Below are 14,436 nucleotides of genomic sequence, written 5' to 3' on the forward strand. Positions count from 1 at the left end.
CGGCGTCGTCACGAGGTCGTGGGACGCGCGGCGCACCACTCCGGCGCGAGCACCGACCAGATCTCCGTGTCCTGCTGTTCGCCCCGGTAGACGTCGTTCTGCCGCTGTACGCCTTCGAGAGTCATCCCGAGCCGCTTGGCGACATTGATGCTGGGTGTGTTCTCGGGGGACACCAGCCACTCCACCCGGTGCATTCCGCGTTCCCGGACCGCCCAGTCGATGATCACGCGAAGCGCGCGGGTGACCAGCCCGCGCCCCGCGGCGTCCGGTTCGAGCCAGCAGCCGGCCTCGCAGGTTCCCGTGGCGACGTCGAAGGCGGGAAGCAGGATGCCACCGACGAGGAGTCCGTCGAGCCGGATGCCGTAGATCCGGCCGGTGTCGGCGGCGGTCTTCTCGGCGTGCTTGCGGAGCCAGTTCCGTGCCGAGTCGAGGTCGGGCACGACGTCGGGGAGCCCCACGTGCCGACCGATGAACGCGCGGCCGCGGTCCATGTGGGCGAGAAACTCCTCCGCCTGCCAGGGCTCCAGCGGTCCCAGCTCCGCTCCCTCCCCCAGGGGTATCGCGAACATTCCCGTCCTCCTCAGCGATCGTGCGCGGCTCCCGGATCTTCGCACGCGACCGGTGTCGCTCCCCGTGGTGCACATCCCGGGGTGGAGTCGCTGAAACTGGCCGGTTAGCGTGTGCGTCATTGAGAGCGGAGGCACCCGCTCCGATGGAATCCGATACGCGAGTACGGGGGAATGCATGACGTTCGACGCAGAGTGGGCGGCACTTCGTGCGGAATCGACGCAACGGGTCGATATGCGACTCAACGGCGTCCCCGCGGAACCTGGTGGTCCGTCCTCTGCCGACCTTGCGGTCAATCAGGACAACCTGGGTGCCATCGGGCACGACGCCTACGATCTGCGTACCAGGGTCTCGAAGGACGGCGATCACGCCAGGCCCTCGACCTTCGAAGCGGCCATCGCCCTGACCAATGGGAACTTCGAGAGCGGCTCGGGCCTTCTGAAGGTCCACGACCGGTGGAACACGCACCTGAAGACGCTCCTCGACGCATGCGGGCAGATTTCGAACCATCTCAATTACACGAAATCGGCTCACCAGAAGGACGACGTCCAGATCGGTGGCGACCTGATCTCGGTGTCCAAGCTCAACGAGTATCTGAAGTAATCCGCGGGGGAACAGGTCATGTTGAAGTACGAGGACATCGTCGACGCACCCGTCGGCAAACTGAAGACGGCCGCGGACGACTGGTCGGAGATGGTCACCAGACTGGACCGCCTGGCCGAAGACGCCCACAACGGAATGAAGACCAAGGCGGACAAGGCCGAGTGGGAGGGCGCCAACGCCGGCGTCACCAAGGCGTTCATCGGCAAGACCGCCAAGGAGTTCAAGGACGCGGCGGCCGAGGCCAAGGGCGTCAAGCTCATCCTGGAGGACGCCCACACCGCCATCAAGAAGGCCAAGGACGAACTGGTGGCCATCCGGGACGTCGAAGGCCCGGCGGCGGGAATCCACGTCGACGCCAAGGGCCAGGTCACGGCTCGTCATCCGCTGGAGAAGGACAACACGGCGCGGCACGACCCGGACTACAGCGAACTCCTGCGCAAGCAGCGGGAATCCCTTGAGGCCTGGCAGAAGAAGATCGACCTGATCGTCGACAACTGCAATGACACGGATGTCGCGTTCAAGAACGCCCTGGAAGCCAACGTCACCGAGGGCCAGGACTTCAGCGCTCCGAAGTACCAGAACCTGGATCAGGAGGAGGCCGCCCGCGCGGCCGACCTGGCTGCCAAGGGCCGCGACATCACGCACACCGAGCTCCAGTCGCTCAACGAGCTGCTCCACGACAACAACAAGTCTCCCGACTTCTCGAAGAACTTCTACGAGAAGCTCGGACCGGAGAAGTCCCTCGCGTTCTTCGGTCAGCTCGCGACGGATACGCACGATTACGGCAAGGTCGACAAGGAACGTCTCAAGGACGTCCAGGAGCTCCAGCGGAACCTCGGCCTGAACCTGGCCACCGCTTCGCACGACAAGGCGTTCTCGGCCGAGTGGGGACCGGAGCTGCGCAAGCTCGGCACCGAGCAGATTCCGCTCTCCAAGTACGACAATTCCGGCGGTGCGTACGGCTATCAGCTGCTCGGCGGCATCATGCGGTACGGGAACTACGACGCGAAGTTCCTCAACCCGATTGCGGAACATGTGGCGCAGCTGCATCAGAAGGACCCGTACATGTTCGCCAACAACAAGCAGATCAACGGCTTCCTGGAACACCCGTTCAACCCGTCGGGTAAGAACGGCGCCGGCTACGACCCGACCACGGCCATGCTGGAGGCGCTCGGGAACAGCCCGGATGCCGCGAAGCACTTCTTCGCCGACGATCCGACCGCGTACAACGAGGACGGGACGGTCAACGCGGGAGCTACGGCGGACCTCGGCAAGAACAAGGACGGCGAGAAGATCACCAGCTATCTCGATTTCTTCGGAAACGAGAAGTGGGAGTCGTTCCCGGACAGCAACTCCACCGACCCGGACAAGCTGGCGCCGACCCTCCAGTACATGCCGGACGCGCTGGGGCACGCCCTGGAGGCGGCGACCCTCGGCTACCCGGCCGGTCACCCGGACGCGGGCGTGGTGCGGGACGCGGACAACGCGGCGGTCATGCAGTCGGTCATGGAGAAGTACGGCGCGGACGCGGGGCTGCTCAAGCAGCAGGAAGCGATGGCGGACAGCCTCGGCACCATGGGTGCCGGGTACGTCGATGACATCAACTGGGCTCTGGACAAGGGAAACCCGGACAGCGTCTTCGCCCCCGGGAAGAATCCGGACGGGCACATCGACTTCGTGGACGACGAGGAGGGCCGGCGGACGGCGCGCGGGTTCCTCAGCGTCCTGGGGCAGCACCCGGACGCGTACGCCACCATGTCCAAGGCGGAGCAGGTGTACTCCTCCAGCGTGCTGGAGGCCCAGGTGGGCCGCGACGGGAAGATCGACACCGGGGCCGCCCGGTCGACCGTGCACGTCGGTGCCGAGGTGCAGGGCATGCTCGACCAGTCCCGTGCCGACCAGGTCGAGGCGACGAACCTGAAGACCCACGAGGACTACGAGAAGGCGGTGGCCAAGCGGGCGGGGTGGATCGAGTTCGGCGCCGCGGCCGGAGTGGCGGCCGGCGTCGCCTTCCTCCCCGCGACGGCTGCCGTGGGCGCGGCCGCGGTCCTCATCCCGCTCGCCACCGATACCGCCAGTGGGGCCGTCGAGCAGGTCATCGGCCAGGTCATCGGCGATATTTCCGACAACTCCGTGGACGAGCACAAGGACAAGGTGGAGGACCTCACCCGGGAGGAGAAGACCAAGGTCTACTCCGCCGGCGAAGGAATGGCCGAAGCCCCGATGGAAGCGTTCATGGCGCAACACGGTGTCGACATCAACAGCGAGTTCGGTCAGGACCTGAAGGAGTCCATGAGGATCGGTTACGCGACAGGCAACGACCGTGAGAACCAGCAGGGCAGTGACCCGGAAACCGGCTGACCCGGTGAGCGGCAATGAGACAGAGAGATGCTTGATGTCCATCAAAGGTAGGCGTATCCGCAGCGGGCTCCCCGGCGTGGCCGTGGGTGCCGCTCTGCTCGTCGGTGCCGTCGGCTGCGGCGGGGGCGAGAAGGCGGCCGACGAGAAGTCCGTAGCCGCCGAGGAACTGTGCGGGGGCGCCGTGTCCGCCGAGGCGGGGGCGGCGCTGAAGGTCATCACCGGGTCGGCCCGGTTCGAGGAGTCGGGCGGGACGTCCACGGTCGCTCATGCCGCGGAGGAGATGATCGGCATCTTCTCGCCTCTGGACACCGGCTCTCCCGGCGGGTACGGCGACATCTGCCGGATCTACACCGCCGCCGCAACACACGGTGACGAGCTCAGGGTCACTTGGCGCCTGTCCTACCAGGGCCCTGGGGACGCGAAGCCCGCTTCGAAGTTCACGCCGCTGGACATGGGGGAGTGGGCGGGAACCGCACCGGACGAGGCATTCATCGGCTTCGCCTGCCGCAGCGAAGACCTCCCCGGGTCGGCGCAGACACCCGGCCACATCCGGATCGGCGTCGAGCGGACGGGAATGCCGCAGGAGGCCGAAGGCGACGTCGAGGCGTTGAAGCGGGCTTACGCGACCGTGGCGCACTCGGTGTCGCTCGCCATGGTGAAGCAGCTGGGCTGCGAGGGGGAGACGGGACTTGAGCCCCAGCCCTCGTTGGGCCCGGCGTAGTGCCGGTGCCGGGGCAACTGACGGCGACGCGTACGCGCTTGCAGGCGACGTCCACGACGGCGGGTCAGAGGACCTCGTACGCACGTGGATCGAGGCGGAGGAGACCTGGACCCGGCCGAGGCGCACCGTCACCCGCCGTTGACTAAAGTGATCTCCGAAGCTTCGAGGGGGAGGTTGCTGTGCTGCCGAGCGATCGGGGGGCGAGGGGGGCGGTGCTCGCCCCCGCGCGAACGGGGCTGTTCCGGACGGTGCTTCCGGTGGCTCTGGCGTTGCTGGCGCTCGGAGTGGGTACGGCGCCCGCGCACGCGGACACGGTGCTCTCCGAGCAGTGGCACCTCACCCGGATGCAGGCCCAGGAGATGTGGCGGACCAGCACCGGGGCCGGTGTCACGGTCGCGCTCATCGACACCCGGGTGCGCGAGGTCCCCGAGCTGGCCGGGCGGCTGCTGCCGGGCAAGGACTTCCGGGAGGGAGCCGCCGGTGAGCGCAACGACCGCGGCACCACCGCCGCCTCCGTGATCGCCGGTACAGGCAAGGGGCCCGGCGGCCAGGAGAGCGCGTTCGGGCTCGCGCCCGGGGCGAAGGTGCTGCCCCTGGAGGTCTCCGACGGCCAGGGCACCGGCAACGCCGCCGCTCAGGACGACGCGGTCAACACCGGACTCGCCCCGGCCCTCCGGTACGCGGCCGACTCCGACGCGAAGATCATCAGCGTGTCGCTCTCCGCGTCCAGCGACACCGACGAGGTACGCGCGGCCGTGGACTACGCCCGCGGCAAGGGAAAGCTGATCTTCGCGGCCGTCGGTGAGTCCGTGATCGACGCGCCGCTGGTGCGGTACCCGGCCGCGACGCCCGGGGTCGTCGGCGTCAGTGCCGTCGGCAAGGACCTGAACGGCCTCAAGAAGGCGGGCGCCGGGCTCACGGTGGATCTCAGCGCTCCCGGCGAGGACATCATCAGCGCGTGCGCGGGCTCGACCGGACTGTGCCGGAGCAAGGGCACCGCGGTGGCCACCGCGCTCGCCTCCGCGTCCGCCGCGCTGATCTGGGCCGAGCACCCCGCGTGGACGGCCAACCAGGTCCTGCGCGTCATGGTCGGCACGGCGGGTGGCCCGACCAGCGGGGCCGTACGCAACGACTTCATCGGGTACGGAATCGTCCGGCCCCGGATCGCGCTGAAGACCCCGGGCGACCCGGGGGCGGCCGACCGGGACCCCATCTCCGACTACCGCACCGCGTCCCCCACTCCCCGACCGTCGGCCTCCCCATCGGCTTCCGCGTCCGCCTCGCAGGAGCCCGGCGGGGCGGGCTCCGGTCCGGCGCAGGGTGCGCCGCCGTCCGCCGCGGCGGACGGCGGACACAGCGGGGCCTTCTGGATCGCGCTCGCCGTGTGCGCCACCGGGCTGCTCTGCGTGGGCTTCGCGACGCCGCCGCTGCTGGCCGACCGGCGGCGCACACGGCCGGCCGGCTCCAGGGCCTGATCCGCCGGACGGACAGGCCTCAGTCGTCTTCGAGCCGCCACGCGGCCGTGCCGCCGCCCACGGCGAGTACGGCCCCGCCGGTGGCGAGCGCGGTGAGGAACCTGCGCCGGGCATGACCCATCGGCGCGGGCCCGGGGCCCGCCGGGATCAGCCGGGCCGCCTCGGACTCGTACCGGCCGATCAGCGGCGCGAGTCCTCCCTGCCGCCAGACCTTCTCCGCACGCCGCGAGTGCGCGAACGCGAGAGCGATCTGTTCCGGACCGGGCCGCGCGCCCGGCTCCTTGGCGAGGCAGGGGGCGATGAGGGCCCGCAGCGGCTCGGGGACGGACGACAACTGCGGCTGCCCGTGCACGACTTCGTACTGCACGGCGGCGACATGGCCGCCCGTGAAGGCGCGTTGCCCGCCTGCCGCGTACACCAGCACGGCACCCAGCGAGAAGACGTCGGCGGCCGGGCCCACCCGGTGCCCGAGCACCTGCTCGGGCGCGCCGTAGCCCGGCGTGACGGGGATCTGGCCGGTCGTCGTGAGGGTGAGCCCGTGTTCCGGGCGGGCGATACCGAAGTCGATGATGCGCGGCCCGTCCGACGTCAGCACGATGTTCGCCGGTTTGAGGTCGCGGTGCACGATCCCGGCGCCGTGGATCTCGTGCAGGGCGCGGGCCAGGGCCGAGGCCAGGGCGTGGAGCATCGGGGCGTCGAGCGGGCCGTGGGCCGCGATGGCCTGCTCCAGGTCGGGACCGGCCAGGAACTCGGCCGCGATCCACGGCCGCCCGCTCTCGACCTGCGCGTCCAGCACCCGGGCCACACCCTTGCCGGTGACGGACCGCGCGGTCTGCGCCTCCCGGACGAAGCGCTGCACCAGCTGCTGGTCGTGGGCGAGTTCGGGCCGCAGCGACTTCACCGCGGCCCGGCGGCCGTGGCCGTCCTGCCCGAAGTAGACCTTGCCCATCCCGCCCTCGCCGAGCACACCGAGCAGACGGTACGGGCCGAGCCGGAGCGGGTCTCCAGGGCCGAGCGGTTTCATGGCGGGTCCTTCTCGGAGGGGTGGGGGAAGTGAGGGGGAGGGGACGGTCAGGCGTCGAGGCGCAGGGCCTCCACCTCGCGTTCCGTGCCGTTGCCGACGAGCGTGTCCTTGCCGGGTGCGAGCGCGAAGTTGCGGATCGGGGTCCGCAGCGAGCGTACGTACGTCCGGCTGCTGAGCTCGATCGCCCCCAGCCCCTGCTCGTCCCCGTAGTAGAGGTGCTTGCCGACGACGACGGGCGGCGCCCCCGCGGTGGTGCCGCTGCCCTCGGGAACCGTGACCTCCCAGAGGAGTTCGCCGCGTTTCGGGTCCAGGGCGACGATGCCCCGCCGGCCCTCGGCCGCGTACACCACACCGTCCCGTACGGCCGGCGGCCCGTAGTGGTCACTGCTGTCCGTCGTGTCGCCGAGACCGCGGTCACGGCCGAACTCCCAGAGCACCGCGCCGTTGGACAGGCCGATCGACTGGAGCACGGTCGTACCGATGTAGAGGTGCGTACCGTCGTCGGCGAGCTGGGCGCCGCTGCTCGCCAGGGTGGAGCTGTTGTCGGCCGCCGCCTCCAGGGATCTGCGCCACAGCTCCTTGCCCGAGCCGGTGTCGTGCGTGCTGAGCGCGAGGTCGAACAGGGTCTGCGCGACGACGATCCGGTTGCCGATGACCTTGCCGATCGCCCCGCCGTAGCCGCTGCCCTTCTCCGACTCCTGGATGGGGACGCGCCAGCGGAGCTTTCCCGTGCGCGCGTTCACCGCGTACAGATGCCAGTCGAACGTCTCCGCGCTGTCGCTCCCGGCCGTCAGGTACACCGTGTCGGCGGTGGCGCAGAGGAGTTCGCCACTCGCGTCCTCCGCCAGCCCCAGGTCCTTCAGCGTGGTCACCGTACGGTCCTGCCGGCCGGTGGCCGGGTCGATCGTGACGACCTTGTACGGCTCCGTCGGCTCGCCGACCGTCCAGTAGAGCAGGGAGCCGTCCGTGACGGCCCGGCCCTCGAACAACGTGGGGAAGAACATCCAGAGTTCGCGGCCGTCCACCGGATCGAGGCCCCGCAGCTGGCCCCCCGTCGTCACCACGACGCGTTTGCCCACGAACAGCGGCGGCATCATCGCGTCGGCCTTCCCCTCGCCGGTGGTCCACAGCACGTCCCAGGGGCCCTCCGTGTCCCGGGCCGCCGGGGAAGCGGCCGCGCCCGGCCCGGACGCGGCCGGCGAGCCCTTCGCCGTGCCCTTCGCTTCGGACCGGCCGGGCCTCAGCCACACTCCGGCGCCCGCGACCGCCCCGGCCGCCACCACCCCGCCGAGGGTCAGGAGCCCGCGGCGGGACAGCGCCGCGCGCCGGGTTGCCGGTACGGCGGCGGTGACGGGCGGCTCCGTGGGCGCCGGGAGACGCTCGGGGTGGAACTGCCAGACCTCGGCCGCGCGGCGGGCGATCTCCGAGAGGAGCGGGTGGGGGAGGTGGTCGGCGAACTCGCCGTGCCCGTCGTGGAGCGCGGAGGCCAGCTCCCCGGTGGCCGGGCGCAGCGCGGGGTCCTTCGCCAGACACCGGGCGAGCACCGGGGCCAGCGCCTCCGGAACGCCGGTCAGGTCCGGGTCGGCGTACCGGACGCGGTAGAGGAGGTCGGCGGGCTGCCCGCTGCCGAACGGGCCGTGGCCGGTGGCGGCGAAGACGAGCACACCGGCGAGCGCGAAGACGTCACCGGCCGGGGTGTGCTCCTGTCCGGTGGCCTGCTCGGGGGACATGAACGCGGGGGTTCCGGCGGCCGCGCCCACGCGGGTGAGGCGGTCGTCGCCGAGCGCGCGGGCGATGCCGAAGTCGATGACCTTCGGCCCGTACGCGGTGATCATGACGTTGGACGGCTTCAGGTCGCGGTGCACCACGTCGGAGCGGTGCAACTGCCCGAGCGCGCCGCACAGGGCCGCGCCCACGGCCCGTACGGCGGCCTCGGGGAAGGGGCCGCTCACGGCGACCGCGTCGTCCAGGGGCGGGCCCAGGACGTACTCCGTCGCCATCCAGGGCACGTCCGCGAGCGGATCGGCGTCGACGACCTGGGCGCCGTGCCGGCCGCCGATCACCCGGGCCGCGTCGGCCTCCAGCCGGAAGCGGGTGCGGAACGCGGCGTCGGCCGCGATGTGCGCGTGCACCGTCTTGAGGGCGACGGTCGCACCGCCCGGCGTGCGGGCCAGGTAGACCGTGCCCATGCCGCCGCTGCCGAGCCGGGCGGCCAGCCGGTACGGGCCGATGTGCGAGGGATCGTCGTGGAGCAGGGGTTTGATCATCGGTCAGGCTCCGAGGGGAGGTCGTACGTCGGCTGCGAGGATCTCCGCGGACTGCCGGGCGATCGCCGCGACCACCCGGCCGGGCAGCCGTAGCGCGCCCGCCTCGGGTCCCGTCTCCAGGACGGTGGCGACGGGGGCCGCGGCCGCCTGCGGTGCGAGTGCCTCCAGGACGTCGGTCGCCCGGGGGCGGGCCGCGGGGTCGCGGGAGAGACAGGCGGACACGAGCGAACGCAGCAGGAGGGGGAGTTCGTCCCGGTCGGGGACGGTGTGGCCGGTGGCCGCGTACGCGAGGACCGCGCCCAGGGCGTAGACGTCACCCGGCGGCCGGGGGCGCCCGCCCGCGGCCTGCTCGGGCGGGAGGCTGCCGGGGTCGAGGCCGGGAAGGCCCGACCGGGCCGTGCCGTCCTCGGCGGCGGCGCGCGCGGCGCCGAAGCACGTGAGCCGGGGGCCGTCACCGGCCAGCAGCACGGCGGCGGGTGACACCCCGGCGTGGGTCGTCCCGGCCGCGTGGGCGGTGGCCAGCGCCTCGGCGAGACAGCGGCCCAGGACGCGCAGCGTCTCCTCGGGCAGCGGCCCTCCGTTGACGGCCAGGGCCGTCGGGAGGGGGAGTGCGGGGACGTACGGGCGCGCGCACCACACGGTCGCGCCGTACTCCGCGTGCTCGGTGACGGGGGCGGCCCACGGGCCGAGCAGATACCGGGCGGCCTGCGCCTCGGTGAGGAACCTGCCCGGATCGGTGCCGGGGAGCGGCACGCTCACCAGCGCGGTCCGGTCCCCGTCCGCGGTGCGGGCGATGAAGCGCTGTTCGGGGACGGCGGCGGCGCCGGGGCCCGTCGGGTCCAGCCGTGCGACGACGAGGTAGGGGCCGATCCGCCGGGACGGAGCGAGGTGCGGCAACTGCATGGAACGGAAATCCCCCCGGACGTCATCGGAACAGGGGGAAGCCTACTCAGTGATCGATTCCGGAGCCTTCGCGGCCGAGCGCCGAGCGCCGAGCCCCGAGCGCGGCCGCCTTCGCCCGTAAACGCGACCGCCCGCCCCCGGTGTGAGGGGCGGGCGGTGGCGTACGGAGACCGTGACCGGATTCGAACCGGTGTAACTCGAGTTGCAGTCGAGCCCCTGAGCCTCTCGGGCACACGGTCGGGTGTGGTGTTTCCGTCCTTGCCCTGACGACGTTAGGGCGGCCGTGCGGGGCGTTCAAGGGGCCCGGCGGCCCCGCAACACGACTGCCATACGCCGTTCATGACCGGGCGCGGCCGGGGTGTGGCCCGGGCCGCGGACCTACGACCAAGGGACGAGCGCGGAGCCCGCCCTCCGACAGGGGCCAAACAGGATCTTGCCCCTTACTCTTGGCCCATGACCGCCCTCGAACCGCGCGACGCCGACGTCTCGCCACTCCCCGAGCCCCCCGTCGTCGTCGAGAGCGAAGAGGAACGCGAGGGCGTGCTCGGGCGGACCCACCGGGCGCTCAGCATCGGCATCGTCTCCGTCGTGCTCCTCATCGCCTTCGAGGCCACCGCGGTCGGGACGGCCATGCCGGTCGCGGCGCGCGAACTGCGCGGCATCCCGCTGTACGCGTTCGCGTTCTCCGCGTACTTCACCACCAGCCTCTTCGCCATGGTGCTCTCGGGCCAGTGGGCCGACCGCCGCGGGCCGCTGGGGCCGCTCGCCGCCGGGATCAGTTCCTTCGCGGCCGGGCTCCTGCTCTCCGGGACCGCGGGGAGCATGTGGATGTTCATCGCCGGGCGGGCCGTCCAGGGGCTCGGCGGCGGGCTGGTGATCGTGGCGCTGTACGTGGTGATCGGCCGGGCCTACCCCGAGCGGATCAGACCGGCGATCATGGCCGCCTTCGCGGCGAGCTGGGTGATCCCCTCCGTCGTCGGCCCGCTCGCTTCCGGGACCGTGACCGAGCACCTCGGGTGGCGGTGGGTCTTCGTCGGCATCCCCGTGCTCATCGTCTTCCCGCTGGCCCTCGCGCTGCCCGCGATCCGGCGGATGGCGGCGGGACCCGCCGGCGGTTCGACGGGCGCGGAGCCGTTCGACCGGCGACGCATCCGGCTCGCGCTCGGCATCTCGGTGGGTGCGGGGCTGCTCCAGTACGCAGGCCAGGAGCTGAACTGGTTCGCCCTGCTCCCGGCCACGGTCGGGGTCGCGCTGCTCGTACCCGCCGTACGCGGACTGCTGCCGCCCGGCACCGTACGGGCGGCGCGGGGGCTGCCCGCGGTGGTGCTGCTGCGCGGGGTCGCGGCCGGGTCGTTCATCGCCGCCGAGTCCTTCGTACCGCTGATGCTCGTGACGCAGCGCGGGCTGACCCCGACGATGGCCGGCCTTTCGCTGGCCGTCGGCGGTGCGACGTGGGCGCTCGGCTCGTACATGCAGTCGCGCCCGCGCCTTGAGCAGCACCGGGAACCGCTCATGGTGGCCGGCATGGTGCTCGTCGCGCTGTCGATCGCGGCGGCGCCCACCGTACTGATCCAGGGCGTACCGGTCTGGATCGTCGCCGTGGCCTGGGCCTTCGGGTGCTTCGGCATGGGCATGGTGATCGCGTCGACCAGCGTGCTGCTGCTGAAGCTGTCGGCGCCGGAGGAGGCCGGAGCCAACTCGGCGGCCCTCCAGATCTCGGACGGGCTGTCCAACGTGCTGCTGCTCGCGGGCGGCGGGGCCGCGTTCGCGGCGCTCGGCGGAGGAGCGCTGGGCGCGGCGGTGCACGAGGCGGGGGCGGGGGGCGCGGGCTCGCATCCGGGCGCCTTCGTGGCGGTGTTCCTGCCTATGGCGGGGGTGGCGCTGGCAGGGGCGTGGGTGGCGGCGCGGGTGCGGACAAAGGTGTAACACCAAGTGGTACCACGCGGTACCATTTACCTCATGGCTGGTCTGAATCTGCGGTTCACCGAGGAAGAGCTGGACGCACTGCGAGCGCGTGCCGAGTCGGAGGGGCGCAGCATGCAGGCGTTCGCCCATGACGCGGTGATCACCGCTATAAACGAACACTCGCGCCTCTTCAACGAGGCGGCGGACCATGTGCTGAAGGTGAGTGAGGAGCTCAACCGGAGGCTTGCCTGATGAAGTACTTGACACTCCCCGAGCTGCTCATCCTCGCGCAGCGCCTCGGGACTGCCGAGGTGCGCGACTACGGGCTGCTCGACTCGGCACTCGCCCGCCCGCAGTCGAGCGTGTTCGGTCAGGACGCCTATCCGGATGTGTGGCAGAAGGCCGCGGCGTTGATGGAGTCCCTGGCCCGCAACCATGCGCTGGTGGATGGAAACAAGCGTATCGCCTGGTATGCCACCTGGGTCTTTCTGCACATCAACGGGCACCCGCTGAGCGCGGACTTTGATGTGGACGAGGCCGAACAGTTCGTCCTGGACGTCTGTCAGGGGGTCATGGACATGGCCAAGATTGCGGAGCAGCTGCCTCGGTTCGCGGCGTAGACGTTTCCTGTGAAGAGGGTCTCAGCGACGCCGAACCACGGCTCGTTCGTACGGGGTTCCGGCCGGGCCCCCGGTAAGGTGGCCCGGTTGTCGTATCTCGTACGAGGTTGTGCGAGCCCCGCGGACAGCGCCCCACGTACCCGAGAGACCCGAACCGGAGACCGTGACTACTACCGCCTCCCACCACCTCTCACCCGCCTTTCCCGGCCGCGCCCCCTGGGGTACGGCCGGCAAGCTGCGAGCCTGGCAGCAGGGCGCCATGGAGAGGTACATCCAGGAGCAGCCGCGCGACTTCCTCGCGGTCGCGACGCCCGGCGCAGGGAAGACCACCTTCGCGCTGACCCTCGCCTCGTGGCTGCTGCATCACCATGTCGTCCAGCAGATCACCGTCGTCGCGCCGACCGAGCACCTCAAGAAGCAGTGGGCCGAGGCCGCGGCCCGGATAGGGATCAAGCTCGACCCCGAGTACAGCGCGGGCCCCGTGAGCAAGGAGTACCACGGGGTCGCGATCACGTACGCGGGTGTCGGCGTCCGGCCGATGCTGCACCGCAACCGGTGCGAGCAGCGCAAGACCCTCGTGATCCTCGACGAGATCCACCACGCCGGTGACTCGAAGTCCTGGGGCGAGGCCTGCCAGGAAGCGTTCGACCCGGCGACCCGGCGGCTCGCGCTCACCGGGACGCCCTTCCGGTCCGACACCAACCCGATCCCCTTCGTGGCGTACGAGGAGGGCAACGACGGAATCCGGCGCTCCTCGGCCGACTACACGTACGGCTACGGCAACGCCCTCGCCGACGGTGTCGTGCGCCCGGTCATCTTCCTCAGCTACAGCGGCAACATGCGCTGGCGCACCAAGGCCGGTGACGAGATCGCCGCTCGGCTCGGCGAACCGATGACCAAGGACGCCATCGGGCAGGCGTGGCGCACCGCGCTCTCGCCCACCGGGGACTGGATTCCCAATGTGCTCTCGGCCGCCGACAAGCGGCTGACCGAGGTGCGCAAGGGCATCCCCGACGCGGGCGGGCTCGTCATCGCGACCGACCAGGAGTCGGCCCGCGAGTACGCCAAGATCCTGAAGAAGGTGACCGGCCAGAAGGCGACCGTCGTCCTCTCCGACGAGAAGGCCGCCTCGAAGAAGATCGACCAGTTCGCCGCGGACGAATCGCGGTGGATGGTCGCGGTGCGGATGGTGTCGGAGGGCGTCGACGTGCCGCGCCTCGCGGTCGGCGTCTACGCCACCACCATCTCGACGCCCCTCTTCTTCGCACAGGCCGTCGGGCGCTTCGTGCGCTCGCGGCGCCGGGGCGAGACCGCCTCCGTCTTCGTACCGACCATTCCGATGCTCCTCGACTTCGCCAACGAGATGGAGGTCGAGCGGGACCACGTCCTCGACAAGCCCAAGAAGGGCAGTGACGAGGAGAACCCGTTCGCCGAGGAGGACAAGCTCCTCTCCGACGCGGAGAAGCTGGAGGACGAGGAGACCGAGGAGCAGCTGCCCTTCGAGGCGCTGGAGTCCGACGCGGTCTTCGACCGGGTGCTGTACGACGGTGCCGAATTCGGCATGCAGGCGCACCCGGGCAGCGAGGAGGAGCAGGACTACCTGGGCATCCCGGGGCTGCTCGAACCCGACCAGGTGCAGCTGCTGCTCCAGAAGCGGCAGACCCGGCAGATCGCGCACAGCCGCCAGAAGCCGGCCGAGGAGGCCGACCTGCTGGAGAAGCCCGCCGAGTCGAGGCCGGTCGTCACCCACAAGCAGCTCCTCGGGCTGCGGAAGTCGCTCAACACGATGGTGTCGGCGTACACGCACCAGAGCGGCAAGCCGCACGGCGTGATCCACACCGAGCTGCGCCGGGTGTGCGGCGGACCGCCGAGCGCCGAGGCGACGGCCGGGCAGATCCAGGACCGGATCAAGAAGGTCCAGGAGTGGGCCACCCGTATGACGTGAGTGGGGCGCCGCGCCCTGCGCGTACCGCCGCCGGCCCGGGCAGGA

The 14,436-nt window shown here is 71.1% G+C and carries 11 protein-coding genes, 1 tRNA gene and 1 pseudogene; 8 read left to right on the plus strand and 5 right to left on the minus strand.

The window, feature by feature from the left end:
* Positions 1–8: 8 nt before the first annotated feature.
* The gene (locus AC07FA_RS00375; protein ID WP_479072453.1) at positions 9–569 is read right to left on the minus strand and encodes a GNAT family N-acetyltransferase; all 561 of its coding nucleotides are present in this window, start codon (positions 567–569) and stop codon (positions 9–11) included.
* A gap of 175 nt (positions 570–744) precedes the next feature.
* Here AC07FA_RS00375 and AC07FA_RS00380 point away from each other — a divergent pair, with 175 nt between their 5' ends.
* The 4 genes from AC07FA_RS00380 to AC07FA_RS00395 all read left to right on the plus strand — a co-directional run bounded on the left by AC07FA_RS00380 (position 745) and on the right by AC07FA_RS00395 (position 5,727).
* Complete coding sequence (locus AC07FA_RS00380; RefSeq protein ID WP_479072454.1) at positions 745–1,170, plus strand: hypothetical protein; 426 nt, start codon at positions 745–747, stop codon at positions 1,168–1,170.
* A gap of 18 nt (positions 1,171–1,188) precedes the next feature.
* A complete protein-coding gene (locus AC07FA_RS00385) occupies positions 1,189–3,531 on the plus strand; it encodes a hypothetical protein (RefSeq protein WP_479072455.1) in 2,343 nt (780 codons plus the stop codon).
* 34 nt (positions 3,532–3,565) lie between these two features.
* Positions 3,566–4,252, plus strand: coding sequence for a hypothetical protein (locus tag AC07FA_RS00390; RefSeq protein WP_479072456.1), 687 nt, complete (start codon positions 3,566–3,568; stop codon positions 4,250–4,252).
* A 257-nt stretch (positions 4,253–4,509) separates the two neighbouring features.
* Positions 4,510–5,727 (plus strand): S8 family serine peptidase, encoded by a 1,218-nt coding sequence (locus AC07FA_RS00395; protein ID WP_479072457.1) that lies wholly within the window; start codon positions 4,510–4,512, stop codon positions 5,725–5,727.
* A 37-nt stretch (positions 5,728–5,764) separates the two neighbouring features.
* Here AC07FA_RS00395 and AC07FA_RS00400 read toward each other — a convergent pair.
* From AC07FA_RS00400 to AC07FA_RS00415, 4 genes and pseudogenes are all read right to left on the minus strand, one after another.
* A pseudogene (locus AC07FA_RS00400) lies at positions 5,765–6,751 on the minus strand (serine/threonine-protein kinase); the annotation flags it as partial.
* A gap of 47 nt (positions 6,752–6,798) precedes the next feature.
* Complete coding sequence (locus tag AC07FA_RS00405; RefSeq protein ID WP_479072458.1) at positions 6,799–9,018, minus strand: protein kinase domain-containing protein; 2,220 nt, start codon at positions 9,016–9,018, stop codon at positions 6,799–6,801.
* 3 nt (positions 9,019–9,021) lie between these two features.
* Positions 9,022–9,921: a protein kinase family protein gene (locus AC07FA_RS00410; RefSeq protein WP_479072459.1), complete on the minus strand. Its 900-nt coding sequence runs from the start codon at positions 9,919–9,921 to the stop codon at positions 9,022–9,024.
* 167 nt (positions 9,922–10,088) lie between these two features.
* Positions 10,089–10,160 (minus strand) — tRNA-Cys (locus tag AC07FA_RS00415).
* A 214-nt stretch (positions 10,161–10,374) separates the two neighbouring features.
* Between AC07FA_RS00415 and AC07FA_RS00420 the strand changes: the two genes are divergently transcribed.
* The 4 genes from AC07FA_RS00420 to AC07FA_RS00435 all read left to right on the plus strand — a co-directional run bounded on the left by AC07FA_RS00420 (position 10,375) and on the right by AC07FA_RS00435 (position 14,391).
* The gene (locus AC07FA_RS00420) at positions 10,375–11,847 is read left to right on the plus strand and encodes an MFS transporter (protein WP_479072460.1); all 1,473 of its coding nucleotides are present in this window, start codon (positions 10,375–10,377) and stop codon (positions 11,845–11,847) included.
* 33 nt (positions 11,848–11,880) lie between these two features.
* The gene (locus AC07FA_RS00425; protein ID WP_479072461.1) at positions 11,881–12,078 is read left to right on the plus strand and encodes an Arc family DNA-binding protein; all 198 of its coding nucleotides are present in this window, start codon (positions 11,881–11,883) and stop codon (positions 12,076–12,078) included.
* Entirely contained in the window at positions 12,078–12,446 is a 369-nt protein-coding gene (locus AC07FA_RS00430) for a type II toxin-antitoxin system death-on-curing family toxin (RefSeq protein ID WP_479072462.1), read from the plus strand. Before AC07FA_RS00425 ends, AC07FA_RS00430 begins: the two co-directional genes overlap by 1 nt.
* A 163-nt stretch (positions 12,447–12,609) precedes the next feature.
* On the plus strand, positions 12,610–14,391 hold the full coding sequence (locus AC07FA_RS00435; RefSeq protein ID WP_479072463.1) for a DEAD/DEAH box helicase: 1,782 nt from the start codon (positions 12,610–12,612) through the stop codon (positions 14,389–14,391).
* Positions 14,392–14,436 lie beyond the last annotated feature (45 nt).

This window comes from Streptomyces sp. NPDC045968 (genome assembly GCF_056430475.1).